This window comes from Paraliomyxa miuraensis, from assembly GCF_026337845.1.
Lineage (GTDB): Bacteria > Myxococcota_A > Polyangia > Nannocystales > Nannocystaceae > Paraliomyxa > Paraliomyxa miuraensis.
Map to the genome: position 1 here is coordinate 86,695 of NZ_JAOVZF010000157.1, position 24,527 is coordinate 111,221.

At 69.9% G+C, this 24,527-nt stretch carries 19 protein-coding genes; 9 read left to right on the forward strand and 10 right to left on the reverse strand.

All coding sequences use genetic code 11. The features are described from left to right. Positions 1-51 precede the first annotated feature (51 nt). Genes OEB96_RS46465 through fni form a run of 4 tightly spaced genes read right to left on the reverse strand, consistent with a single transcriptional unit; the run spans position 52 to position 5,420 of the window. A complete protein-coding gene (locus OEB96_RS46465; protein WP_323137438.1) occupies positions 52-2,346 on the reverse strand; it encodes a hydroxymethylglutaryl-CoA reductase, degradative in 2,295 nt (764 codons plus the stop codon). Beyond that, positions 2,343-3,386 (reverse strand): diphosphomevalonate decarboxylase, encoded by a 1,044-nt coding sequence (gene mvaD, locus OEB96_RS27770; RefSeq protein ID WP_266219780.1) that lies wholly within the window; start codon positions 3,384-3,386, stop codon positions 2,343-2,345. The genes OEB96_RS46465 and mvaD overlap by 4 nt, the downstream gene beginning before the upstream one ends. After that, positions 3,383-4,354, reverse strand: coding sequence for a mevalonate kinase (mvk, locus tag OEB96_RS27775; RefSeq protein WP_266219781.1), 972 nt, complete (start codon positions 4,352-4,354; stop codon positions 3,383-3,385). The genes mvaD and mvk overlap by 4 nt, the downstream gene beginning before the upstream one ends. Positions 4,355-4,364: 10 nt before the next feature. After that, on the reverse strand, positions 4,365-5,420 hold the full coding sequence (gene fni / locus OEB96_RS27780) for a type 2 isopentenyl-diphosphate Delta-isomerase (protein WP_266219782.1): 1,056 nt from the start codon (positions 5,418-5,420) through the stop codon (positions 4,365-4,367). A gap of 164 nt (positions 5,421-5,584) precedes the next feature. Between fni and gluQRS the strand changes: the two genes are divergently transcribed. Then, positions 5,585-6,505: a tRNA glutamyl-Q(34) synthetase GluQRS gene (gene gluQRS, locus OEB96_RS27785; protein ID WP_266219783.1), complete on the forward strand. Its 921-nt coding sequence runs from the start codon at positions 5,585-5,587 to the stop codon at positions 6,503-6,505. Positions 6,506-6,523: 18 nt separating this feature from the next. Here the strand turns inward: gluQRS and OEB96_RS27790 are convergent, their stop codons facing one another. After that, positions 6,524-8,050 (reverse strand): ImmA/IrrE family metallo-endopeptidase, encoded by a 1,527-nt coding sequence (locus OEB96_RS27790; RefSeq protein WP_266219784.1) that lies wholly within the window; start codon positions 8,048-8,050, stop codon positions 6,524-6,526. Then, on the reverse strand, positions 8,047-8,379 hold the full coding sequence (locus OEB96_RS27795) for a hypothetical protein (RefSeq protein WP_266219785.1): 333 nt from the start codon (positions 8,377-8,379) through the stop codon (positions 8,047-8,049). Before OEB96_RS27795 ends, OEB96_RS27790 begins: the two co-directional genes overlap by 4 nt. Before the next feature lie 190 nt (positions 8,380-8,569). Between OEB96_RS27795 and OEB96_RS27800 the strand changes: the two genes are divergently transcribed. Genes OEB96_RS27800 through OEB96_RS27810 form a run of 3 tightly spaced genes read left to right on the forward strand, consistent with a single transcriptional unit; the run spans position 8,570 to position 12,695 of the window. Further along, positions 8,570-10,801, forward strand: a complete 2,232-nt coding sequence (locus OEB96_RS27800; protein ID WP_266219786.1) for a prolyl oligopeptidase family serine peptidase — start codon at positions 8,570-8,572, stop codon at positions 10,799-10,801. 6 nt (positions 10,802-10,807) lie between these two features. Then, positions 10,808-11,359 (forward strand): YybH family protein, encoded by a 552-nt coding sequence (locus tag OEB96_RS27805; RefSeq protein ID WP_266219787.1) that lies wholly within the window; start codon positions 10,808-10,810, stop codon positions 11,357-11,359. Between the two features lie 58 nt (positions 11,360-11,417). After that, positions 11,418-12,695 carry an FG-GAP repeat domain-containing protein gene (locus tag OEB96_RS27810; protein WP_266219788.1) on the forward strand — a complete coding sequence of 426 codons (1,278 nt, stop codon included), beginning with the start codon at positions 11,418-11,420 and terminating at the stop codon, positions 12,693-12,695. A 9-nt stretch (positions 12,696-12,704) separates the two neighbouring features. Here OEB96_RS27810 and OEB96_RS27815 read toward each other — a convergent pair whose 3' ends face one another. Next, positions 12,705-13,319 carry an NADPH-dependent FMN reductase gene (locus tag OEB96_RS27815; RefSeq protein WP_266219789.1) on the reverse strand — a complete coding sequence of 205 codons (615 nt, stop codon included), beginning with the start codon at positions 13,317-13,319 and terminating at the stop codon, positions 12,705-12,707. Positions 13,320-13,647: 328 nt separating this feature from the next. Between OEB96_RS27815 and OEB96_RS27820 the strand changes: the two genes are divergently transcribed. The 4 genes from OEB96_RS27820 (at position 13,648) to OEB96_RS27835 (ending at position 20,018) form a co-directional block, all read left to right on the forward strand. Continuing rightward, positions 13,648-15,012, forward strand: coding sequence for a KamA family radical SAM protein (locus OEB96_RS27820; RefSeq protein WP_266219790.1), 1,365 nt, complete (start codon positions 13,648-13,650; stop codon positions 15,010-15,012). Positions 15,013-15,026: 14 nt separating this feature from the next. Beyond that, on the forward strand, positions 15,027-16,154 hold the full coding sequence (locus OEB96_RS27825; RefSeq protein WP_266219791.1) for a mechanosensitive ion channel family protein: 1,128 nt from the start codon (positions 15,027-15,029) through the stop codon (positions 16,152-16,154). A gap of 15 nt (positions 16,155-16,169) precedes the next feature. Further along, entirely contained in the window at positions 16,170-16,904 is a 735-nt protein-coding gene (locus OEB96_RS27830; protein WP_266219792.1) for an SDR family NAD(P)-dependent oxidoreductase, read from the forward strand. A 123-nt stretch (positions 16,905-17,027) separates the two neighbouring features. Beyond that, on the forward strand, positions 17,028-20,018 hold the full coding sequence (locus OEB96_RS27835; protein ID WP_266219793.1) for a serine/threonine-protein kinase: 2,991 nt from the start codon (positions 17,028-17,030) through the stop codon (positions 20,016-20,018). Between the two features lie 117 nt (positions 20,019-20,135). Here the strand turns inward: OEB96_RS27835 and OEB96_RS27840 are convergent, their stop codons facing one another. From OEB96_RS27840 to dtd, 3 genes are all read right to left on the reverse strand, one after another. After that, positions 20,136-20,762: a hypothetical protein gene (locus tag OEB96_RS27840; RefSeq protein WP_266219794.1), complete on the reverse strand. Its 627-nt coding sequence runs from the start codon at positions 20,760-20,762 to the stop codon at positions 20,136-20,138. Between the two features lie 323 nt (positions 20,763-21,085). Further along, positions 21,086-21,922, reverse strand: coding sequence for a tRNA 2-thiocytidine(32) synthetase TtcA (ttcA, locus tag OEB96_RS27845; protein WP_266219795.1), 837 nt, complete (start codon positions 21,920-21,922; stop codon positions 21,086-21,088). Positions 21,923-21,932: 10 nt separating this feature from the next. Beyond that, positions 21,933-22,433 carry a D-aminoacyl-tRNA deacylase gene (gene dtd, locus OEB96_RS27850; protein ID WP_266219796.1) on the reverse strand — a complete coding sequence of 167 codons (501 nt, stop codon included), beginning with the start codon at positions 22,431-22,433 and terminating at the stop codon, positions 21,933-21,935. A gap of 157 nt (positions 22,434-22,590) precedes the next feature. On the opposite strand from dtd, the gene OEB96_RS27855 reads away from it, so the two are divergent. Next, a complete protein-coding gene (locus tag OEB96_RS27855; RefSeq protein ID WP_266219797.1) occupies positions 22,591-24,516 on the forward strand; it encodes a glutamate-cysteine ligase family protein in 1,926 nt (641 codons plus the stop codon). Positions 24,517-24,527 lie beyond the last annotated feature (11 nt).

The following is a 24,527-nucleotide window of genomic DNA, read 5'->3' on the forward strand; positions in this document are numbered from 1 at the left end:
GAAGGCTCTGGGCAAGGCGGTGGGGACGGCGATCGAAGGGCAGGGCTGGGCTCAGGAATCGGTGCGGGGGCGGGCGCGCATCTGCTGCAGCAGGAGCATGGCGCGCTCGGCCTTGATCTCGCCGTGCTCCACCAGCGCGCGCGCGAGGGCCTCGACCTCGGGGCCGGTGGCGCCCGCGCCGAGGGCGACCGAGCGGGCGTGCAGCGACATGTGGCCGCGCGAGATGCCCTCGGTGGCCAGGGCCCGCAGCGCCGCGAGGTTGCTGGCGAGACCGGCGGCGGCCATCACCTGGCCGAGCTCGGCTCCGCTCTGGCAGCCGAGGATCTCGAGCGCGAGGCGGGCCACGGGATGGGTTCGGGTGGCGCCCCCCACCACGCCCACGGCGGCGGGCAGGCTCATGCGGCCCTCGAGCCAGCCGGCCTCGTCCTTGCGCCAGATGGCCAGGGGCTCGTAGCGGCCGTCGCGGGCGGCGTAGGCGTGGGCCGAGGCCTCCATCGCACGCCAGTCGTTGCCGGTGGCGAGCACCACCGCGTCGACGCCGTTCATGATGCCCTTGTTGTGGGTGGTCGCGCGGTAGGGGTCGAGCTCGGCGAAGCGCGAGGCGGAGACGATGCCGTCGACGACCTGCGGGCCGGTGTAGCCCCGGCCCGCGAGTGCCTCCGGCGGAATCCGGGCGGAGACGTGGGCGCAGCGGCGGTCGCTCAGGTTGCTCAGGATCCGCAGGCCCGCCTGCCACCCGGTCAGGGCCTCGAGCTCCGGGGCGACGGTCTCGGCCACGGTGTTGAGCAGATTGGCGCCCATGGCGTCCTGGCAGTCGACGAGCACGTGGACCACGAGCATCGCGGGGTCGACCACGCGGGCCTCGAGCTCGCGGGCACCACCGCCGCGGATGAGGAGGCGCGGGTGGGCCTCGTCGGCGAGCACCAGCAGGCGCTCGGCGGCCTCGCGGATGGCGTGCGCGGCGGCTTCGGCATCGGCCGGGGCGTCCAGAGCGGGAGTGAGCTGCACCTGGGCGATCATCCAGGGCGGATCGGAGTGGGCGGCAAAGCCCCCGCCGGCGCGGATCATCTTGGCCGCGTTGGAGGCCGCCGCGACCACCGAGGCCTCCTCGACGCACATGGGCACGAGGAAGTCGCGTCCGTTGATCCGGAAGTTGGTGGCGATGGCCAGCGGCAGCTCGAGGGTGCCGACCACGTTCTCGATCATGTGGTTGGCGCGCTGCACCCCGAAGCTGCCCGCGTCGAGCTCGCGCAGCCGATCCATCGACAGGCCCGTGGCCTCGGCCACGGCGCGGCGGCGGTTCTCGACGCTGAGCTTGAAGAACCCGGCCAGGCGCGAGTTGGTGGGCAGCCGCTGCTCGGCGCGCAGGCCCTCGGCGTGGGCGCTCAGATCCGTGCGCAGCACGAGCCCGTGCACGCGACGCAAGCGCTCGCCCAGGCGATCGAGCGCGGAGCGGTCGGTGGCCATGATCAGCACGAGGTCGCCGCCGCTGGCTCCGCTGGGCTTGGCGCACAGGCCCATGGCCTCGGCTTGCTCGACGATGGTGGCGATCTCGGCGGTGATGAAGGTGGCCCCGGCCAGCTCCTGGAGCAGCCGCAGCCCGTGGTTGTGGGTGGCGGTGGCCTTGCGCAGGCGTTCGAAGCGCTCGCGCAGTCCGTCGTCGTCGGGGGGGTCGTCACCGTCGAACAGGTAGGCGTCGATGAACGAGCGCGATGCGTCGGCGAGCACGTCCATCGCGGCGGAGTACCTGGCCGGGTGCGCGGCCTGGCCCTGGCGGACGCGGCGGACCAGCTCGGAGGTGATGGCGGGGTAGCCGGCGTCGACGAACGCGAGGTGCAGGCCCGGGAGCGGGTGCACGGGCACGGCCTTGCCCTGCTCGAAGCGAAGGGTGCCTCCGAGCACGGCCGCGGCCACGTCGGCTCCGCTGCCGCCGCCCCCCTGGGCTTCGGCGTGAGCGGCCATCGCCAGCTCGAGGGCATCGGGGAGCACCTCGGGATCGCGAGGATCGAGGCCGTGCGCGGCGAGGTGGTAGCCCACCACGGCCGCGGTCACGGCCGCGCTGCTGCCGAGGCCGAGCTTGCGGGCGCCGAGGTAGAACCGACCGGTGTCGACGTCGGGGTGCCCGTCGTCGCCGGCCGCCGCGACCCCGGCCTGCTGCAAGTACTCGACGACCCGCGCGTGGGCGCAGGCAACCACCGACGTGGGCTGCTGCCCGCGGCCATCCTCGCGGGGGGCATGGGCGACGGCCCGCACGTCGACCGCGGTCACCAGCGACGGAGCGCCCTCGAGCACGGCGTACTCGCCGATGAGGAATGCCTTGCCGGGGGCCGAGACCGAGATGCTCATGCGGAGGCCTCCTCACGCCCAGCCTCTGGGATGGTCTCGGGGGTGGTCTCGAGGATCGCCGCGGTCGCATCGGGTCCCGGGCGCGCCTCGATCACCCCGAGCACGCCGGGCACGGCCGCGAGCCGCTCGCGCAGCGCGGTCGCGGTCGTCGGCTCGCACAGCACCTTCACGTGCGGGCCGGCGTCGATGGTCACGTAGCCCGACAGGCCCTCGGCCCGGGCCTGCCACACCTCGTGCACCACGGTCACCGTGGTGCCGTTCCAGTAGAGCAGGGGGGGATCGGTCGCCATCATGCTCGCGTGCATCTTGAAGCAGCTGTGCTCGACCACGCGACCGAGCGCCGGGAGGTCGCGGGCCCGCAGCGCGGCTTCGGCCGCGTCGAGATCGGCCTCGGACGTGGCGACCCATGGCGAGTAGTAGGGTGACGTCTCGCGGCAGCGCTCCATGCCGTCGGTCGAGCCGATCGGCTTGCGGCCGGCGGTGGTCTGCACCACGAGCAAGGTGAGCGGCCAGTGGTCGGCGCCGACCAGCGGCCGTGCGCGGCAGTCGCTGCCGTCGGGGGCGCTGCCCCGGTGGAGGCGCACGAAGCCGCCGAAGATCGAGCGTGCAGCGCTGCCCGAGCCCTGGCGGGCCAGGCTCGAGAGGGCGGCCGGTGGCAAGTCCGTACCGAAGGCGGTGGCCGCAGCGATGGTCAGCGCGGCAAAGCCCGATGCGGAGCTGGCCAGACCGGCCGCGGTGGGAAAGCGGTTGTACGAGACGACCCGAGCCGCGGGACGAGCCCCATCACGACCGCTGGCGGCCCAGATCCGATCGAGGTGACGCCAGACCTTGGCCGCCTGTACGTCGTGCACGGGCCGGCCGTCGAGTTCGAAGGCATCCGCATCGGCGGGATGCAGCTCGGTCTCGGTACGCAGCGCATCGAGGGTCATCGACAGCGAGCCCACGGCGGGCAGGTTGAGCTCGGCGGACACGCCCGTGCGCTTGCCCCAGTACTTGACCAGGGCGATGTTCGAGCAGGCGGTGGCGCGGACGGGCTTCATGGGAGGGTGGGCGAGGCAGTGGAGGGCGAGGACCCGTGGAGCACGAAGGAGATGGGTGCGTGGCCCTGTTGGGTGAAGGCATCGATGATGGGTCGAGGATCGTCGCCGGGCAGCACGAGCACGCAGCCGCCGCCTCCAGCGCCGGTGAGCTTTGCACCCAGGGCGCCGTGGCGGAGTGCGGTGGAGCACAGTGCATCGAGGGCCGCGCAGGAGACCCCGAGGGCGGCGAGCACCCCGTGGGCGACCTGCATGATCTCGCCCAGTCGGGCCCGATCGTGGGGGCCCTTGGATGCTCGCAGGGTCTCGATGCCCTCGTCGACCGATCGCCCCAGGACCTCGAGCAGCGGTCGCCCGAGCGCGGGAAGACGCTCCACGCGAGCTCGCACCTGGGCCACCTGGACCGCGGTCCTGCGCTCGACGCCGCTGGGGACGATGAGCAGCGGCAGGGGCTCGGACAGCGGGATGGGGGTGGGTTCCTGGCCCCGGACGAAGCGAAGCAGACCGCCGCGGGCGGCCACCTGCGAGTCGAGCCCCGAGGGCTCGCCATGGAAGATCCGCTCGCCGGCGAGCGAGGCCTCGACCACGGCGCCCACGTCGGCGTGGGGGCCGAGCGCGAGGCGGGCCAGCGCCACCGTGAGGGCCGCCGACGAGCCCAGCCCGGCGCCGGGCAAGAGCGTGCTCTGTGCGGCGATCGCCCAGCCGGTCAGCGGTCCGTCGCAGTGCCCGAGCACCTCGAGGGCGGCGCGGGCGACCGGGTGCTCGGACTCCACGCGCAGCTCGAGGTCGATCCCCCACGCGGGGATCCGCAGGGTGCTCGGCTGTCGTGGATCCGGCCGCGGGCTCGCGGTGAGGGTGACGCCTCCGGGCAGCCCGGCCGCGAGCGCGGGGTAGCCGTGCACCACCGAGTGCTCGCCGAGCACGATGGTCTTGCCGTGGGCTTGCGCGCGAGGGTGTAGGCGGAGCTCCACGAGGACCTCGTCAGAGTCGGGGCTCCCAGCGCCGCAGGTCGGGCCCGAGCAGGGTGGGGACGCGACGGAAGTCCTCGACGGTGCGGCAGCCGGTCAGCAGCATCACGCTGCGGACGGTCATCATCACGCGCTGCAGGAACTGCCTGGCGCCCTCGTAGCCGCCCGCCTTGTGGGCCCGCAGCACCTGCGCGGCCATGCCGGCCGCGGTTGCGCCCAGGGCCACCGCCTTGGCGGCGTCGAGGCCGGTGCGCACGCCACCGGTGGCGATCACATCGAGGCCCAGGCCCCGCAGCTGCAGCACGGAGGCGGCGGTGGGGATGCCCCAGTCCCACAGCTCGCCGGCCACTGCCTTCCAGTCGGGGTCGACGGCGCGGTGCTCCTCGACCGCCACCCAGCTGGTGCCGCCGGCTCCGCTGACGTCGACGGTGCGCACGCCGGTCTTCACGATGAGCTCGCCCATGGCGCGCGAGAGCCCGCACCCGGTCTCCTTGGCCACCACCGGAATCGGCAGGTCCTGCACCAGGCGCGCCAGCACCTCCAAACCGCCCCGAAAGTCGCGGTCGCCACCGGGCTGGACGATCTCCATGGCGGGATTGAGGTGGATGCACAGCGCGTCGGCGCCGACCCGTCCGCACAGATCCTGGATCTGCGCGGTGGTCATGGCTCGAGCCTGCACGAGGCCGAGGTTGCCCAGCAGCAGCACGTTGGGGGCCACCTCGCGCACCTGGAAGGTCCACGCGGTGTCGGGGCGCTCGAACATGGCGCGCTGCGAGCCGAGGCCAAAGCCCAGGCCCAGCTCGTCGGCGGCGCGGGCCAGGTCGCGATTGATCTGGGCGGCGATGTCGGTGCCCCCGGTCATGGCGGCCACGATCACCGGGGCGGTGAGCCGCTTGCCCAGGAGGGTGGTCGTGCCGTCGACCTCGTCCGCATGCATCTCGGGCAGGGCGCAGTGCACCAGCTCGACCTGCTCGAGCAACGTGCTCTTCTCGCGAAAGCCCACGTTCGGCCCTGCGCAGAGCGCCAGGTGGTCCTTCTTGCGCTGGGAGATGTCGAAGCGGTCCGCCACGGCTGCCGCGGACTTTGGCGCAGGGGCCCCGCGAGCGCCACCTTGGGGCCGTGATCAGCCGCACAGCCGTCGGGCGGTTCGGCGACGATCGCGGGTGAGCTGGCCGCGTGCACGGGTCTTCGCGGGTTGGTCGCCGCCCGCGTTCCGAGGCACCCTGTGACGGCGTGACCGACGTTTGCGGACGCTACGCGCCCACGCCCAGCGGGCGGCTGCACCTCGGCAACGCCCGTACGGCGCTGCTGTCGTGGTTGTGGGCTCGCTCGCTGCGTGGACGCTACGTGATGCGCGTGGAGGATCTCGATCCCGGTCGCTCGCGGGCCGAGCACGAGCGCGACCAGCTCGCGGATCTGCGCTGGCTCGGGCTGGACTGGGACGAAGGTCCCGACGTGGGTGGTGCCCACGGCCCCTATCGGCAGTCGGAACGCGGCGAGCACTATGCGGCCGCGCTGGCTCGCCTGCACACGTTCGAGTGCACCTGTACCCGCCGCGAGCTTCGCGAGGCCACGTTTGCGCCGCACGGGCGCGAGCCGGTGTACCCCGGCACGTGCCGCGAGGGGGTGAGCCATCCCGAGCGTCCGCGGGCGATCCGCTGGCACACGCCGCCGGGGGTGATGGAGCTGCACGACGCGATCCAGGGGCCGCAGCGCGAGGACGTGGAGCGCGAGGCCGGGCAGTTCGTGCTGCGCCGCGCCGATGGAGCGTGGGCCTACCAGCTCGCGGTGGTCGTGGACGATGCGGCGATGGGGGTGACCCACGTGCTGCGGGGCGCCGACCTGCTGCACAGCACCGCCCGACAGGTGCTGCTCCAGCGGACCCTGGGGCTGCCCACGCCCGCGCATGCCCACGTGCCCTTGGTGGTCGGGCCCGACGGCGAGAAGCTCGGCAAGCGCCATGGCGCCCCCGATCTCACCGCGTTGCGGGAAGGCGGCGCCGACCCGCAGCGGGTGGTGGCGGCGCTTGCCCGCTCGGTGGGACTGGTGGGTGCTTCGGTGGTGCGGGTCCGGGCGCGGGCGCTGGTGGCCGACTTCGACGTGACGCGAATCCCGGGGCACGACACGGCGCTAGAGTCCACGGACGTGCAGTGAACCGCGACCCCTCGGTGATCACAGCTCGTCGAGCCAGGCCTCGCGCTCCGAGGCCGAGACGAGTCCGAGGTTGTATAGATGCCAGGTCAGCGCAGACTTGCCGACGCCAAGCGTGCGCATGGCCGCCTGAAGGACGTCCGTGGTCCAATCACGAGCCTCGACGGGCAGCAAGGCCCGTACGGCGTCCGGTGGCATCAAGAACATGGCGGCAAATGCGTTGGCACGGCGCTCGAGGACCTGTGGAGCCCATGGATTGGAGACCACGCCGACCATGCCGTTGGAGTCGAGGTCGTACAGCAGATGGCACAACTCGTGGGCCAGAGTCATGCGGCGGCCCCAGGGAGTCCTGGAGAAGCGCCCCGACAAGTTCACCGCTACGAGCGGAACGCGGCCCGAGGACACCACTGCGATCCCATCGACGTGTGAGTCATCGAGCCGTACGTCCACCACTCGAACGCCCAACCGTGGCATCAGGATGCGTTCGAGGTCGGTGTCTCCGGTCAGCGGGCGGTGTGGCTCGATCCCGAGGGCGTGGCGTAGTTCCAGCGCGCGCTCGTAGCCATCCTCGGTGATGGCCATGGCGCCGAAGGGAGGGGGCCGGTGCTCTTGGAGGTTGGCGAGTGCATTTCGCCCATCGGGGGCCTCGGGGACCGCAATCGCCAGCCGCATCAGCGCCTCGAGGTCGGCCGTGGTGAGCCGGGGATTCGCCGAGCGAAACAGGAGTGCAGGCACGGTCAGGTGAGCAACCAATCCCGGACGCTCGGCACCGTGGGCCCCGAGCAGTGACTCCACGGTCTCTTCCAACGTCCCCGACGTGACGCCCAGCAGTTGCCGCAGCTGCCCGGCGGCTTGATCGAGCGCCTGCCCTGCCGCCCATTTCAGGCGCGGCAGCCGGCGGTGGCCCCTCTCGAGGCTGACGAGTCGTTGCTCGAGGTCGCGTGCCGCGAGGCATGCGTGGGGCGCATCGCCGAGTTCCCCGACGACCGCCGTCGACCAGTCGAACAGGACACGCGCAACCTGCTCGACGGGAAGCAGCGCCGCACCGGGAGACTCGACGAGGCGAACGCCGCGAGGCACCGTTCTCCACTCGCGATCATCCCACGAGAGCTCGGCCTCGCTCCCTGCCCGACGGATGTGGAGGTCGGGAACGCGAAATTCCGGCAGCGCGGAGCCCAGTCCATGCCGATGCCACCACGCGTGCCTCTCCTCGAGCAATCGATCGAGGTCGTCCTCTCGGCCGAAGAGGGCGTCGAGACAGTCCATGCGCCACGATGCGGCGGTCCCCGCGTATGACGGACGGGGAAGGCGCTCCTCGTGCAGCAGCGGATCCCAGCGTTCGACGAGCCACCGCACGACTGGAAGCAGCGGAACCTCGGCTGCATCGAGCGCGACGCCATCGGCTCGCCCCGCCGTCAGGTTGCGACCGGCAACCCAGACCTGCAACGCTCCCCACGAGGCACGCTCGGCTGGATCTCCACCTTCGTCCGGGTCGGCACGAAGCTCGAACCCGAGGGCGAAGCTGGACTCGTCGCCGATCATCTTCATCGCTCGTCGCCCCAGCCCTTGCGCATGGCCCTGCGGAACGTTGCCTCGTCGAGCCGGCCGGCCGCGACGAGTCGGTTCTTGGCCTCCAGCGGCAAGCGCGACCACGGAATCGGATGCCCATGCCAGAAGCTGACATCCCCCTCGTGAGCGTGGCAGAAGGCCCGAAAGCAGCTTCGACCCTCGACGTTCCAGATCGCGTCCTCGGCCTCGACCCCTGTGGAGAGCAGCAGTTGAGCGTCGGTACCGTCGATCTCGTCGGGGCACGGCGAGCCCCACGCCCCGGGTCGCTTGTGCTTCTTGTACGTGCTCGTGTCGTACCTCCGGGGCATTGTGAGGACCAGCATAACGAGGCCGGCGTCCCCGACAAAGCGCAATCGTCGCAACCCTTGGACACGGACGCGCTCGGACCGGGCGAGTCCACGCGCTTGTCGGGTGCGCCACCCGACGATAGAACCGCCCCTCACGACGGCAGGAGCGAACTGGACGATGAGCAATGGGCACCGTGCGCATGCTGGGACGATGGCGTTGATGGGCATGCTGGCCGCGCTGGCCTGCCAGCCGCGCAAGGACGTGGAGTCGTCGACCCCGCCGGTGGTGGTGGATGCCGACCCCACGCCGGCGGGCGAGGGGAAGCACGACGCTCCTGCCCCGAGCTTCGAGTATCCCAAGGCCGCCCGCGGCGACGTGGTCGACGAGTATCACGGGGTGAAGGTCGCCGACCCCTACCGCTGGCTCGAGGATCTCGACGGCGAACGGACCCGCGCGTGGGTGGAGGCCGAGAACGCGGTGACGTTTCGCTACCTCGAGACGATCGCCGAGCGCGAGGCGATCCGCGAGCGGCTGACCGCCCTGTGGAATTACGAGCGCTGGGGCGTGCCCAGCCGCCACGGCGACCGCTACGTGGTCAGCCGCAACGACGGCCTGCAAAACCAGTCGGTGCTCTACACCCTCGACCGGCTCGACGGGGAGCCCACGCTGCTGCTCGATCCCAACACCCTGGCCAAGGACGGCACGGTGGCGCTGTCCGGGACCAACTTCTCGCAGAGCGGCACGCTCATGGCCTACGGCACCTCGGCTTCGGGCTCGGACTGGGAGGTGTGGAAGGTCCGCGACGTGGCCACCGCCCAGGATCGACCCGACGAGCTGCGGTGGATCAAGTTCTCGGACGTGGCCTGGACCCGTGGCGACGAGGGCTTCTACTACGCGCGCTACGACGCGCCCAAGGCCGGCGACGAGCTCGAGGATCTGAACTACGACCAGAAGGTCTACTACCACCGCGTGGGCACCACCCAGGACCAGGACGTGCTGGTCTATGCGCGGCCCGATCACAAGGACTGGGGCTTCACCCCCACCGTGACCGAGGACGGGCAGTACCTCGTACTCACGGTGCGGATCGGAACCGATCCCCGCAAGAGCATCTTCTTCCAGAAGATCCCCAACGGGGGACGGGGCCCATCGAAGGGGGTGGCCAAGGGTCCCGCGAAGACGATGAAGGAGCTGCTGCCCGACTTTCGGGCCAGCTACGCGTTCATCGGCAACGACGGGCCCGTGTTCTACTTCCGCACCGACGACGGCGCCCCCAAGGGTCGCATCGTGGCGGTGGACACCCGCAAGCCGGTGGGCAAGAACCAGCGCGAGCTGGTGGGCGAGGCGGCCGACACCCTGCGCAGCGCCTCGCTGGTGGGTGACTCGCTGTTCCTCGGCTATCTCAAGGACGCGCACTCCAAGGTCGAGATCTTCGATCTCAAGGGCAAGCGCACGGGCGAGGTGGAGCTGCCCGGGCTCGGCTCCGCCGGGGGCTTTGGCGGCAAGCGCAGCCACACCGAGACGTTCTACTCGTTCTCGAGCTTTGCCACCCCGGGGACGATCCATCGCTTCGATCTGCGGTCCAAGAAGAGCGAGGTGTTCCGCGAGCCCAAGGTGGCATTCTCGCCCGGCGACTACGTGACCGAGCAGGTGTTCTACGCGAGCAAGGACGGGACCAGGATTCCGATGTTCCTGTCGCGGCGCAAGGATCTGAAGCCCTCGGCCGACACGCCGACGTATCTCTACGGCTACGGCGGCTTCGACATCGCGATCACCCCCTCGTTCTCGGTGCCCAACCTGGTGTGGATGGAGATGGGGGGCCTCTACGCCGTGGCCAACCTGCGCGGAGGCGGCGAGTACGGCGAGGACTGGCACCAGGCCGGCACCAAGCTCGACAAGCAGAACGTGTTCGACGACTTCATTGCGGCGGCCGAGTACCTGGTGGCCCAGGGGTGGACCAGCCCGGCCAAGCTGGCGATCGGCGGGCGCAGCAACGGCGGGCTGCTCGTGGGCGCGGTGATGACCCAGCGACCCGATCTGTTCGGCGCCGCGCTGCCCGGGGTGGGGGTGATGGACATGCTGCGGTTCAACCAGTTCACCATCGGCTGGGCATGGGAGAGCGACTACGGCTCACCCGCGGATCCCGAGCAGTTCAAGGCGCTGCGATCCTACTCGCCGTACCACAACCTGAAGGAGGGCACCGCGTACCCGGCGACGCTGGTGTACACCGCCGATCACGACGATCGCGTGGTGCCGGGCCACAGCTACAAGTTCGCGGCGCAGCTCCAGCACGCGCATGCCGGGAAGACGCCGGTGTTGATCCGCATCGACACCAAGTCGGGACACGGCGCGGGCAAGCCCACGGCCAAGCAGATCGAGGAGTGGGCGGACCTTTGGGGGTTCGTGGTCGACAACCTCGACATGACGCCGATGGGGGGGAGCTAGGGCCCCGTGCGAGCGCATGGACTCGGAATCTGCCTCGCCTGGACGCTCGGCGGGGGCTGTGCGGGGGCGGGGTCGACGATGGTCGAGCCCGGCGAGCCCGTGCTGCGTCCCCACGAGGCCGGCGCTTCGGCGGTGGAGGAACGGACAGCGACCGCGGCTGGTGAGCCTGCGCCTGCGCCAACCCACCCCGAGCTGCGCGCGCAGATCGAGGCGCGCAACCGCGACCTCGAGCAGGCCTATGCCCGCGGTGACATGAAGGCGGTGGCGGCGATCTACGCCGACGATGCGCTGATGCTGTCGCCCGGCGGCCGCCGCTGGGAGGGGCGGGCGGAGATCGACGAGTACTGGAGCCGCCTTCGCGACCCGATCGAGTGGACGCTCGAGGTGCGAGAGGTCGAGGGCAACGAGGGGCTCGCGGTCGAGCGCGGGCGCTCGACCCTGGTCTACGGCCGCCCCGAGCCCCACCGTTCGGTGGTCGAGTTCATGCTGGTCTGGGTGCGTGAGGTGCCTGGAGATCCGAGCACCCCCTGGCGGATTGCGGTCGACGCGTACTGGTAGCCGGCCTTCGGTCGGGCGAGCAGGTCGCGCGGGCCCGATCGAGGTAGCATCCCGGCCAATGGCAGGACGCGGGGGCTGGGCCCACGGAATGATGTTCGTCGGGGCGTTGGTCCTCGGCTGCGGCGACGACGACGGCTCGGCGACGACCGCGAGCAGCAGCAGCGACGACGGGGGAGCGAGCACGTCGTCGTCGAGCACGGGAGAGGCGGTCACCAGCACCGGGCTCGACGCAAGCACCACCGCGCAGACGGACGAGACCGGGCCGCCGCCCGAGACCTGCGGCAACGGGATGATCGACGTGGGCGAGCTGTGCTACTTCGACGCGGTCGCGCTCGACGTGGGGATGACGCCGTCGGACGTGATCATCGTGGATCTGCAGGGGGACGGTGCGCTCGATCTGGTGAGCGCCGACGTGGGGGGCGACGGGCACACGGTGCTGCTCGGCGACGGCATGGGAGGGTTTGGCGCTCCCATCACCTTGCTCGGTGGCTTCGGCACGCGCGGGATCGCGGCGGGGCACATCGATCAAGACGCCGTGCTGGATCTCGCGGGCGCCAATCCGGGCACGGACTACGTGGCGGTCTACCTCGGCGACGGGGCCGGAGGATTCGCCGATCAGATGCCCGTGGGGGCGGGGACCGGTCCGCGGGCGGTGGCGGTGGCCGACCTCGAGGGCGATGGCTGGGGCGATCTGCTGGTCGTGGGCGAGGCCAGCGGTGACCTCACCGTGCGGCGTGGCGACGGGGCCGGTGGATTCGCGCCCGCCGAGGTCCATCCGGTAGGGCTCGAGCCCTATGATCTGGCCGTCGGCGACGTGGACGACGATGGGTTGATCGACGTGGTCGTGGTCAACCAGGGCGAGGACACGATGTCGCTGCTGCGCGGGCAGCCCGGAGGGACGTTCGCAGACGAGGAGCGGATCGTGGTGGGCCCCGGACCACGCGGGGTGACGATCGGTGATGCCGACGGGGATGACGTCGTGGACGTGATCACCGCGAACTTCGACGACGACCGCATGGGGATCCTCTACGGTGACGGCATGGGCGGATACGGCCAGCTCCAGAGCTATCCGGTGGGCAAGGAGCCCTACGCGGTGGCGCTGGCGGATCTGACCGCGGACGGAGTGCCGGAGATCATCGTGGTGCGGCGCGGGACGGGAGAGATCGGGATCTACGAGCGAGCTCCGCTGGGGGACTACGACATCCGCGGGGTGTACCAGGTGCCGCTCAATCCGCTGGCGCTGGAGCTCGGCGACCTCGATGGCGATGGAGTGCTCGACATCGCGGTGGCCTGCGGCGGGGCGAACGTGCTGGCGGTGCTGATGAGCCGCCCGTAGCGCATCCACTCACGTCGGATCGTCGTGGTGCAGCCCCGCCACCCCCGAGGCCAGCTCGGGGCCCAGCCGCCGTGCCTGCTCGAACGCAGTGCCCACCACGGGCGCATACCGGCACACGTCGAACACGATCCTCGCGATCCGATCGACCGCGACCCCGCCGGGCCGCAGCCGCCCCTCCTCGAAGTCACCAGGCCGGACCGCCGCCTGGTAGGGCAGGGTGAACCCGTGACACCAGTTGAAGCAGTTGCGCACCGCGGTCAGCGACATGTCCCCGCCGCCCCCTCCGGTCACCGCCACCACCCCTGCGAACTTGCCCGCGAGCTCGAGGTAGAGGAAGTCGAACCAGTTCTTGAGCGCGCCGCTCATGTTGCCGTGGTACTCGGGCGTCACCAGCACGAACCCCTCGGCCCACGCCGCGTCGGCCCGCACCGTGCGGACCGGCGGCAGCTGCCCCTGCTCGACGGCATCCTGCTCCATCAACGGCAGCCGTAGCCGCGACAGATCGTGCACCCGCACCTGCGCTCCGGCACGATGAGCCACCTCGACCGCGTACTCGACCACCGCCACCACCTGGCCATCGGGGCGCGCGGAGCCGGACACCACCAGCACTCGAGGGGCCTGCATGGCGCCATGCTGGGCTCGCGTAGGCCGCGCTGCAAGCATCCCCGACCACGCCCTCCCGTCTCTCCTGTGACCGAACGCTGGCATCGTGGCCCCGATGTGCTTGATTCTCGGAGGGATCCGGCCGATGCTTGCCCCGCCCGGGACTCCGGGTGGCACCTCGCAGGCGCTGGACGGTCTCCTTTCGGGGCCGCGTGTCCGGTCCCGTGCGGGCGCGCTGCGCATCCTTCGCCGCGCAATCGTGCCCATCTCGTGTCGAATCGGCCTTCCCTGGAGGTCGGCACGTCGCGTTCCCCGTTCGCCCGCCATCGGGCCGAAAGGAAGACCTCGATTGCCGCAGATCAGCTCCGAGCCCTCCGAGCCCCTCCGCTACCGCGCGGTCACCCGCGCCAACGTGGCCCGCACGCCGCAGTGGGACTCGATCCCTCGCGAGCTCCGCGACGCGATCATGGTCGTGTCCACCGTGCTGCCATTTCGTACCAACGAGTACGTGATGCGCGAGCTCATCGACTGGGACCGCGTCCCCGACGACCCGATCTTCCAGCTCACCTTCGTGCAGCGCAGCATGCTCGAGCCGGCCGACTACGCCACGATGGCGAGCCTGGTCCGAGCGGACGCTTCGCGGCCCGAGCTCAAGCAGGCCGCCGACCGCATCCGCCTGCGCATGAACCCGCACCCGGCGGGGCAGCTGACCCACAACGTCCCGCAGCTCCACGGCCGGCCGCTGCCGGGCCTGCAGCACAAGTATCGCGAGACGGTGCTGCTGTTCCCCAGCCAGGGCCAGACCTGCCACGCCTACTGCACCTTCTGCTTTCGCTGGGCCCAGTTCGTGGGCCTGCCCGACCTCAAGTTCCAGGCCCAGGAGACCCGCGACCTGCTCGAGTACCTCGCGGTGCACCCCGAGGTCACCGACGTGCTCGTGACCGGGGGAGATCCGCTGGTCATGCGCACCGAGGCCTTGCGCGGCTACATCGACCCGCTGCTCGACGCCGGGCTCGAGCACCTGCGGCACCTTCGAATCGGCACCAAGTCGGTCGCCTACTGGCCCCAGCGCTTCGTCACCGATCCCGATGCCGACGCGCTGCTGCGCCTGTTCGAGCGCGTCGTCGCCTCGGGACGGCACCTGGCGATCATGGGCCACTACAGCCACCCGCGTGAGCTGTCGACCCCCATCGCCCAGGAAGCGGTCCGCCGGATCCGCTCCACGGGCGCGGAGCTGCGCATGCAATCGCCGGTGATCCGCCACGTCAACGACGACCCCGACACCTGGGCCGATCTATGGCGCACCGGCGTGCGGCTGGGCGCCGTGCCGTACTACATGTTCGTCGAGCGCGACACCGGTCCCAAGCGATACTTCGAGCTGCCGCTGGTGCGCGCATGGGAGGTGTTTGCCCAGGCCTACGCCCAGGTGTCGGGCCTTTGCCGTACCGTGCGCGGGCCGTCGATGTCGGCGTTCCCCGGCAAGGTGCTCGTCGACGGCGTCGCCGAGATCCACGGCGAGTCCGTGCTGTGCCTGCAGTTCCTGCAGGCCCGCGACCCCTCGTGGGTGCGCCGTCCGTTCTTCGCCAAGTTCGACCCCCACGCCACCTGGCTCGACCAGCTCACGCCGGCGTTCGGGGCCGAGCACTTCTTCTTCGAGCGCGGCCCCACGGGCGTGCCGCGGAGCCCCCGACGCCTGGCCGTCGTGGGCGGCTAGAGCACCGAGGACGCATGGACGGGATTCGCGGGGTCCTGGAGTGGGGGGTGGGGGGCGTCACGGTGGGCGACGTGGGCGTGGCCCTCGTGGCCCTCGTCGTCGGCATCGTCGCCGGGCGCGTGGCCCAGCGCGTGCTTCGGGGCGTGGACCAGCGGCTCCCCGAGGGCTCGCTGGGGCATGCGGCGCTCGACGCCACCTCCGAGCCGCTGGTATGGGCGCTGCGCTTGGCTGGACTCTGGGCCGCCATCACGTCGCTGCCGCTGCCCAAGCTCGAGTCGGTCGATCTGCCGGGCGTGGTGGGGGCCTGCTATCAAGCCACCGTCATCGGCCTGGCCACCTGGCTCGGCGTGCGGCTCATCAGCGAGCTGTCGGTGCTGTGGGCCCGCCGCGCCTCGGGCACCGAGGACACCTTCGACGACCAGCTCGTCCCCATCGTCCGCAAGACCGCCAAGGTGATCCTGGTGTGCGTGGGCGGGGTGATGGTGCTGCAGAACCTCGGCTACTCGGTGGGCTCGCTGCTGGCCGGCCTCGGCATCGGTACCGCTGCCATCGCGTTCGCATCCAAGGACACCATCGCCAACTTCTTCGGCTCGCTGGTGGTGTTCATCGATCGCCCGTTCCAGGTGGGCGACTGGGTCGAGATCGGCGACGTGGAGGGGACCGTCGAGACCGTCGACATCCGCACCACCCGGATCCGGACCTTCGCCAACAGCCTCATCACCGTGCCCAACTCGCAGATGACGGTCACCGCGATCCAGAACTGGTCGCGCATGAAGAAGCGCCGGATCAAGATGGAGATCGGGGTCAGCTACGACACCACCCCCGAGCAGATGCGCGCCTCCATCGCGGCCATTCGCGGCATCATCGCGGGCGACGAGCGCTTCCACCACGACTTCTACCTCGTCAACTTCCACGCCCTGGGCGACTCGAGCCTCATCATCTACTGCTACTTCTTCACCATCACCACCCACTGGGCCGAGTACATGCAGACCCGCGAGGACTTCCTCCTGGAGGTGATGGTCAAGCTCCGCGAGGTCGGGGTGGAGATCGCATTCCCCACTCGGACCGTGCACTTGGTGGGCCCCGGCGCCCCCGCCGTGGCGGCGCTCCCGGCGGCCATGCAGCGGCAGACGCCGCTCTAACGTAAGCTCCCGGCCATGAAGGCGGCGATCCTGGGGGCGACCAAGGGCATCGGGCGGGCGCTGGCCCGGCGCATGGCGGCGCGAGGCGATGCGTTGTTCCTCCTCGGGCGCGACCACGAGGACCTCGCCCGCAGCGCCGCCGATCTCGGCGTACGTGGCGGAGCGGACGTGGCCCATGCCCGCTGCGATCTCGAGGATCCGAGCACCTTCGCGCCCGCGCTCGAGGCCGCCGAGCAGGCCATGGGCGGTCTGGACGCCGTCATCGTGACGGCCGGGATGTTCGGTACCCAGGAGCACCTCGAGGCCGACCTCGAGCTCACGCGGCGGCTGCTCACGGTGAATTTCGCCCACACGGTGCTGCTTTGCGAGCACGCCCGGGCGCGCCTGCTCGCGCGTGGGGGCGGAGTGCTCTGCGTGTTCTCCTCGGTCGCGGGCGACCGTGGGCGCAAGCCGGTGGTGCTCTACGGGGCCAGCAAGGCGGGCCTGTCGGCCTATTTGGAGGGGCTCGATCATCGCGAGCATGGCCGCGGCCTGCGCACGGTGTGCATCAAACCTGGTTTCGTTCGGACCGGCATGACCGCCGGCCTGCGTGCACCGCCGTTCGCCTCCGATCCCGACCCGGTTGCCGCCCGAGCGCTCGCTGCCATCGACCGCGCTCGCCCGGTGACCTACGCGCCTTCCATCTGGGCCCTGGTCATGGCCGTCATCCGTCGCTTGCCGCGTTGGGTGATGCGCCGCGTGAAGTTCTAGCCGCGCCGCGTCCACGAGTCCACCTCCGTAAGGCTTCCTTGGACGGCCGTGATGGCCCCATGCCCCACAGTGGGACTTGTTTGGATCTCGACGGACGACCCCCACGTCCCGGATAATGGGGTGGTGTCGAGTCGGCGTTCGAGCGGGGAGATCCTGCGCCTGGCCAAGTTCCAGGTCGATCGCCCTACCGTCGACTATCCCTCGGACGATGGAGCTTCCGACGCGCTCCCGCGCAACACACCCACCAAGATCGGCCGCTATACCGTGCTCGATCTGCTCGGGGTGGGGGGCATGGGAGTGGTGTGCACGGCCTACGACCCCAAGCTCGATCGCAAGGTCGCGCTCAAGCTCCTGCGCAAGCGTGCCAAGGGCAAGAGGGACAGCCGCAACTCCACCGGGCAGGCCCGCCTCATCCGTGAAGCCCAGGCCCTGGCCAAGCTCTCGCATCCCAACATCGTCACCGTTCACGACGTCGATCGGTTCGAGGGCCAGATCTACATGGCCATGGAGTACGTCGACGGGGAGTCGCTCGACCAGTGGATGGTCCGTGGTCAGCGAACCTGGCGCGAGGTGCTCGAGATCTTCATCCATGCCGCCCGCGGCCTGGCGGCCGCCCATGCGGCCGGCATCACCCACCGCGACTTCAAGCCGGCCAACGTGCTCATCGGCAAGGACGGCCGCGTCCTCGTGGTGGACTTCGGTCTGGCCAAGAGCCACGACGACAAGAGCCAGGATCGATCGGCCACCAACCACGACAAGATCACCGATCCCGCCACGTTCCTGCGCGAGCGCGGCAGCCTCATGGACGTGATCGGCTCGACCCAGGACACCAAGCTCACCCAGGTGGGCCGTACGGTGGGGACGCCGGCCTACATGGCACCCGAGCAGTTCCTGGGCCTGCCGGTGGGTCCCGAGACCGACCAGTTCAGCTTTGGCGTCGCGCTGTTCGAGGCGCTCTACGGCTACCTCCCGTTCCCCGACGACTCCCGCGACGAGCTCATCGAGCGCGTCACCGAGGGGCGCGTGGCCGAGCCCCCCAAGGACACGCCGGTGCCCAGCTGGGTGCATCGCGTGGTGCTGCGAGCGCTGCAGCAGCGCCCCGAGGACCGCTTCCCGTCGATGACCGTGCTCATCGCGGCGCTCCAGGCCGATCCGGCCAAGCGGCGTCGGCGAGCGCTGACGGTCGTCGGCGGCGTGCTGCTCGCGGCGCTCGGTGGCTACGGCGTCGTCCAGGCGCTGACGCCCGCGACGGGCACGTGCAGCGGGGCCGGCGAGCGCATGAACGAGGTGTGGAACGCCACCCGCAAGGCCACCGTGGAGTCGGCCTTTGGCGAGATCAAGCGCCCCTACGCCGCCGACGCCTGGAAGCGCGTGGAGCAGGAACTCGACGCTCGAACCGCGGCCTGGATCGAGCACCATACCGAGGTCTGCGAAGCCACCAGCGTACGGCACGAGCAGTCCCCTGCGCTCATGGATGTGCGCATGGCCTGCCTCGAGCGACGGCGTGGAGAGATGCGCGCGCTCATCGAGGTCTTCCAGATGCCCGACGAGCGCGTGGTCTCCGAGGCCGTCAACGCGGTGCAGGGGCTCGAGGACAGCGAGCTCTGCTTGACCATGCGGGAGAGCAACGACGCGCCGATCGAGGACGAGGTCGTTCGCGATCAGGTGGAAGAGATCGAGAGCATGCTCGCCCAGAGCATGGCGCGCAGCAACTCCGAGCGCGTGCAGTCGGCGATCGAGCTGGCGGCCTCTGCTCTGGCGGACGCGCGTAGCGTGGGTCATCGTCCCACGCTGGCTCGTGCCGCCGTGCAGCACGCCAAGCTTCGCGCCGACAACACGACCGATGCGGAGGCCGCAGGGGTACGCGACGAGCTCATCGAGGCGATCACGCTCGCCGACGAGACCAACCAGCCAACCCTCGAGATCGAGGTCTGGTCCAAGCTGATCGTGTTCGACGGCGTCACGCGAGGGCACCCCGAGGCGGGTCTTGCCCTGCAGGTCCCCGCCAAGATGGCCCTGCGGGACGTCCACGGCCCGAAGGCCGAGGCGTTGTTGGAGCAAGCCCTCGGCAAGGTGCTGTACGAGAGCGGCGATCACCAGGCTGCGCTCGAGGCCCACATGCGCGCGCTCGAGAAGTTCGAGGCCGAGGGGGACGAGGAGAGCACGCACATCGCGGGGGCGCTCAGCAACATCGGGGCCGAGTACGCCATGCTGGGCCAGCACGACAACGCGAGGAACTTCCTCGAGCAGGCGGCCGCGATGGTCGAGAAGCTGTACGGCCCCCACCACCCCATGCTGGGCAGCATTCAGCTCAACCTGGGAGGCGTACTCACCATGGAGGGCGACAAGGAAGGGGCACGCGCCAAGTACGAAGCCGCCGCCGACCTGTTCCAGCGTGCGTTGCCCGAGGGGCATCACCGCACGTTGCGAGCCCTCCAGGCGCTCGCTCAGGCCGAGCAGAACCTCGACCCCGCCAAGGCCGAGCAGCGCTTCGAGCAGGTGCTGTCCATCATGCGGAAGCAAAAGGAGCCCAATCCGGGCCTGATGGCCATCACCTACAATTCGCGCGGCCACATGCTGCGCATGCGAGCGCGCGAGGCGGCCGAGGTTGGAGATCTCGAGACGGCCGCGCTACAGCGCCGCAAGGCGTTCGACGACTTCACGGCCTCGCTCGAGATCTACGACCACATGCCCATCGACAGCCGCCCGACGGCGCGCGTCAAGATCGTCGAGCTCAACTTCTGCCTGCTCGAGTTCGACCGTGACCGGGTCGACGAGGCGGCCGAGCACTGCGAGGAGGCAATGGCGCTCCAAGAGCAGCAGGGGGACGAGCCCGACATCCACGGGTTCGAGGCCATCCTCTACCTCGCGAGGATCGAGGTTCGTCGCGGAAACGAGAGCGATGCGCTGGCCCTGCTCCGCAAGGGGATCGGGCTCGGCACGCCCAAGACGACGTTGTTGTTGCGCCTCGAACTCGCGAACATGATGTGGAAGGTCCGCGCCTACGGGGAAGCCTCGAAGCTGGTGCAGGAGGCCCGAGACGCCATGGATGGCGAGACGGACGCGGACGACCGCCTGCAGCTCGAGACCTGGCTACGCGAGCACCCGCTGTGAGCGACGAGCGCCACGTGGGCTCGCAGGCGTGGACGCGTCGATCCGAGCTCCAGATGTGAGGAGGGCGTGTTCCTCTTGAAGGAACACGCCCCGCGATCGGCTCGATGCCGTGAGCGCCTACATGTCCTCGAGGCCGTTGCTGCCGCAGTAGCCATCGACCAACGCGGCGATCTGCAGCTTGCGCCAGCCGCTCGAGAACTGGATGTGCGCCGACGCGTGCACCATCTCGTCGCCGCTGTTGGCCAGCCCCTCGATCACGGTGTCGAGATCGTAGCTGAAGCGAAGCTGGGACATCAGGGTCTGGAACTGCTGGAGAGGGTTCTGACCGCCGAGCTCGACCTCGCCGTCGAACACGAAGGGCCCAATCGTCGACAACAGCACGTCTCCATCGGCGTCGCGCAGCTGCACGAAGCCGTTGGCCGAGGTGCGCGTGCACAGCACCGCGCCGTCGGGGCTGCTGATCGCGTCGTTGCTCAGCTGCTGGATCTGCGTGCCATTCCGGTCGTAGGCCGCCGTGTCCACGATGTCGAAGTCGATGATGATCCCGCCGCCGCCACCCTCTCGGCTCAGCGAAACGTCGCCATTGGCGAGGAAGGGATTGCCATTGCCATTGCCCTGACCCGCCTTGCGGAAGTCATAGAGCGCCTGCTCGTCGTCGTTGGTGGGCCCAGATACGGGCTGATCATCGCAGGCCGTGAGGCCGGTCGCGGCAACGCAGAGAAACAGCGGGAGAAGACGTCGCATCGCTTTGTGGACCTGATACACGCGGGACCGGGGAGTTCCGCGGAGAGAGGGGAGGGGGCGGGAAGGCTTGGTCAATGTAATCCGCATTCACTCTGATTTCATGGAGAAAGATAAGTAATCCCGCCTCCACATTCTTTGCCCGTTGATGCCAAATTGGCCAAGGAATCGAATCTCTGGGCGAATCCTAGATGGCTTAAGGGTTACACTTACGTTGGCCACCAAACAGTCAAAAACTAACAATCCTCAATGAGAGGGCGAAAACACTTGGGGCCTCGGCACCAAACCGGCGCAGAGCCTGACATCGAGCACGGAACCGAGACTCGTCACTCGACCGATCGGCCGCCATGCGAGCGGCGCAGGGGAATCAAGGGGCCGATCTCCTCGTGGTCCTCGGGCGCGTCGCTTCCGAGCCCGGAGAAGCGCGGATCGAGCAGATGGGCGGGCTCGAGGTTGCCTGCCGCCGCGGCGAGGTTGGCTCGAAGGTTGGGCACGTGGGCCTCGAGCTCGGCGAGCCAGCGCTTGACCTGCTTGCGGCGCGCATCGGGCTGACTCCCGCATAGATTGCAAGGGAGGATCGGAACCCGAAGCTCGGCTGCGTAGGCGGCGAGCTCGGCTTCAGCGCAGCCGAGCAAGGGGCGAATGATGGCGTGCCCTCCCGGCGGGGCCGGTAGCTTGGCCGCCATGGCACGCAGGCGTCCCGCGAACAGCTGATTGAGCCACAAGGTCTCGATGAGATCGTCCCGATGGTGGCCCAGGGCGATCTTGTTGGCGCCGAAGCGATCCGCCAGCTGGTGGAGGATCGCGCGCCGCATGCGAGAGCAGCGGGAGCAGTAGGTCTTGCCGGCCGGCGTCTGCTCGACGACCACCGAGTAGGTGTCGCGCAGCTCGATGTGGTGCTCGAACCCGTGGGCCCGCAGGTGCTCCCGCAACGGGGTGGGATCGTACCCGGGCTGCCCTTGGTCGAGGTTCACCGCCACGAGGGAGATCGGAAACGGCAACCTGCGCTGGTAGGCCCGCAAGAGGTGGAGCAGCGCCCACGAGTCCTTGCCGCCGGAGCAGGCCACCATGATGCGATCTCCCGGCTCCACCAAGCCATGGGCGCGGCTTTGCTGTGACACCTGTCGCAGGAGCCGGGCCTCGAGCGCCGAACGGATCGTCACGGAGGGGCGGCTATAGCACGGCACCGTCCCGGGTGAACACCAGCAGCGTGACCGGGCCGTCGTTGCAGAGTTCGACCTCCATGTGCGCGCCGAAGCGGCCCGTCTGGACCGGGAGCCCCTGGGCTCGCAGCTCCTGCGCCACGCGCAGGTAGAGGGCCTCGGCCAGGGCGGGGGCCTCGGCGGCATCGAAGCCGGGCCGCCGGCCCTTGCGGATCGTTCCGGCCAGGGTGAACTGACTGATCACCAGGCATCCCCCCTTCGTCTCGGCCAGGTCGAGGTCCATTCTTGGCGGCCGATCCCGTCGTTGGACGCCTTCGGCGTCCGGGGCCTCGGGAGGGCGGCCAGGGAAGATCCGAAGCCCCGCGATCTTGCGGGCGGTGGCCAGCGCATCGGCCTCGGTGTCACCCCGCTCGACACCCACCAGGAGCAGCACACCTCGCTCCACCCGACCGACGACCTCGCCCTCCACTCGTACCTCGGCGCGGGAGACCCGCTGAACCACGGTTTTCATGGGTGCATCGTACCTCGACCGTACACGCGGCCACGGGACCGTGTCGCGGGGTGACGGGAGCGGTCGGTCGCTTGCTCGGTCGCCGTCCCGCACGCTACGGTCGCGGCACGGGACGAGGCCCGCGCCTTCCCCGAGCACGCGTACGAAGAGACCAGCCATGGGTGACCACGACGTCAACGAGACGAGCGACGACATCAGCCAACGGGTCTTCGTCAAGGCGCTCCTCGACGATGTCAACGCGCTCGAGGACATGCTCGAGCGCGAGATGTTCGAGACCGGGATTCGCCGCATCGGGGCGGAGCAGGAGATGTTCCTCGTCGATCGCACGATGGGGCCCGCGTCCGTGGCCACCGAGCTGCTCGACAAGGCCAACGACGAGCGGCTGACCACCGAGCTGGCACGCTTCAACCTCGAGGCCAACCTCACCCCCCACGTGTTCGGGCGCGACTGCTTGCGCAAGCTCGAGCAGGAGCTCGAGGACGTGGTGGCGGCGGCTCGCGCCGCCGCCAATGCCTGCGACGCGGACGTGCTGCTCGTGGGCATCCTGCCCACGCTGCGCAAGTCGGACCTGGGGCTCGACAACATGTGCCCGATCCCTCGCTACCACGCGCTCAATCGCGCGATGAGCAAGCTGCGGGGCGGTGACTTCCACGTGGTGATCAAGGGCCTCGACGAGCTCGAGACCACGCACGACAACGTGATGCTCGAGTCGTGCAATACCAGCTTCCAGATCCACTTCCAGGTGGCGCCCAAGGAGTTTGCGCGGCTCTACAACGTGGCCCAGGCGGTGACCGCCCCGGTGCTGGCGGCGGCGGTCAACTCGCCCGTGCTGCTCGGCCGGCGGCTGTGGGCCGAGACCCGCGTGGCGCTGTTCCAGCGCTCGGTCGATGCCCGCAGCAGCGCCCATCAGGCCCGCGGGCTGCGGCCGCGGGTGAGCTTTGGCGACGCGTGGGTCAAGGAGTCGGTGCTCGAGATCTTCCGCGAGGACATCGCGCTGTTCCGCGTGGTGCTGGGCCAGCAGGAGTACCAGAGCTCGCGGGCCGAGCTCGCGGCGGGGCGGATCCCCAAGCTGCAGGCCCTGCGCCTGCACAACGGGACCGTCTATCGCTGGAACCGGGCCTGCTACGGGTTCTCCGACGATGGGATGCCCCACCTGCGGATCGAGAACCGGGTGCTTCCGGCCGGGCCGTCCATCGTCGACGAGGTCGCCAACGCGGCGTTCTACTTTGGACTGATGTCGGGGGTGACCAGCGAGTATGAGGACATCGCCAAGGTGATGGACTTCGACGACGCGAAGAACAACTTCTTTGCGGCGGCGCGACACGGGCTGGGGGCGCAGTTTCGCTGGGTGGGTGGCGAGACCTACACCGCCAGCGGGCTCATCCTCGAGCGTCTGCTGCCGCTGGCCCGTGAGGGACTGCGACGCTCGCAGATCGACGAGGAGGACGTGGCGCGCTACCTCGACATCATCGAGGCCCGCGTGCGCACGCAGAGCACCGGGTCGACCTGGGCGCTGCGCTCGTTGTCGGCCATGGCGCCGCAGGCCCCGCTGGACCAGCGCCATCGGCGGATCACCCGGGCGATGCTCGAGCACCAGCGCGGCGACCGGGCTCCCGTGCACACCTGGGAACCTTGCACCATCGAGCGCGACGACGCGTGGCGCGAGGCCTACCGCACGGTGGGACAGATCATGTCGACCAACCTGCTCACGGTGCGACCGGAGGATCTGGTCGACCTGGCGGCGAGCATGATGGACTGGGAGAAGATCCGCCACGTGCCGGTGGAGGACGACGAGGGGCGCCTGGTGGGGATCGTGTCCCATCGCGCGCTCTTGCGGCTCGTGGCGCGGGGGCAGGCGGGGGATGCCCAGGTGGCGGTCAAGGACATCATGCGACGCGATCCGGTGTCGGTGACGCCGCAGACCCAGACCATCGAGGCGATGAAGCTCATGCGCGATCGTGCGGTGGGGTCGCTGCCGGTGGTCGAGGACGACAAGCTCGTGGGCATCATCACCGAGCACGACCTCATCGACGTGTCGGCCAAGCTGCTCGAGCGCTTCCTGGCGGAAGAAGAAGAAGAGTGAAGAGTGAAGAG

Bases quoted from the DNA above. Each gene is read 5' to 3' on its own strand.
- OEB96_RS46465 (WP_323137438.1), bottom strand. From the start codon at position 2,346: ATGAGCATCTCGGTCTCGGCCCCCGGCAAGGCATTCCTCATCGGCGAG.
- mvaD (WP_266219780.1), bottom strand. From the start codon at position 3,386: ATGAAGCCCGTCCGCGCCACCGCCTGCTCGAACATCGCCCTGGTCAAG.
- OEB96_RS27790 (WP_266219784.1), bottom strand. From the start codon at position 8,050: ATGAAGATGATCGGCGACGAGTCCAGCTTCGCCCTCGGGTTCGAGCTT.
- OEB96_RS27795 (WP_266219785.1), bottom strand. From the start codon at position 8,379: ATGCCCCGGAGGTACGACACGAGCACGTACAAGAAGCACAAGCGACCC.
- OEB96_RS27800 (WP_266219786.1), top strand. From the start codon at position 8,570: ATGGCGTTGATGGGCATGCTGGCCGCGCTGGCCTGCCAGCCGCGCAAG.
- OEB96_RS27810 (WP_266219788.1), top strand. From the start codon at position 11,418: ATGGCAGGACGCGGGGGCTGGGCCCACGGAATGATGTTCGTCGGGGCG.
- OEB96_RS27815 (WP_266219789.1), bottom strand. From the start codon at position 13,319: ATGCAGGCCCCTCGAGTGCTGGTGGTGTCCGGCTCCGCGCGCCCCGAT.
- OEB96_RS27825 (WP_266219791.1), top strand. From the start codon at position 15,027: ATGGACGGGATTCGCGGGGTCCTGGAGTGGGGGGTGGGGGGCGTCACG.
- OEB96_RS27830 (WP_266219792.1), top strand. From the start codon at position 16,170: ATGAAGGCGGCGATCCTGGGGGCGACCAAGGGCATCGGGCGGGCGCTG.
- OEB96_RS27840 (WP_266219794.1), bottom strand. From the start codon at position 20,762: ATGCGACGTCTTCTCCCGCTGTTTCTCTGCGTTGCCGCGACCGGCCTC.
- dtd (WP_266219796.1), bottom strand. From the start codon at position 22,433: ATGAAAACCGTGGTTCAGCGGGTCTCCCGCGCCGAGGTACGAGTGGAG.
- OEB96_RS27855 (WP_266219797.1), top strand. From the start codon at position 22,591: ATGGGTGACCACGACGTCAACGAGACGAGCGACGACATCAGCCAACGG.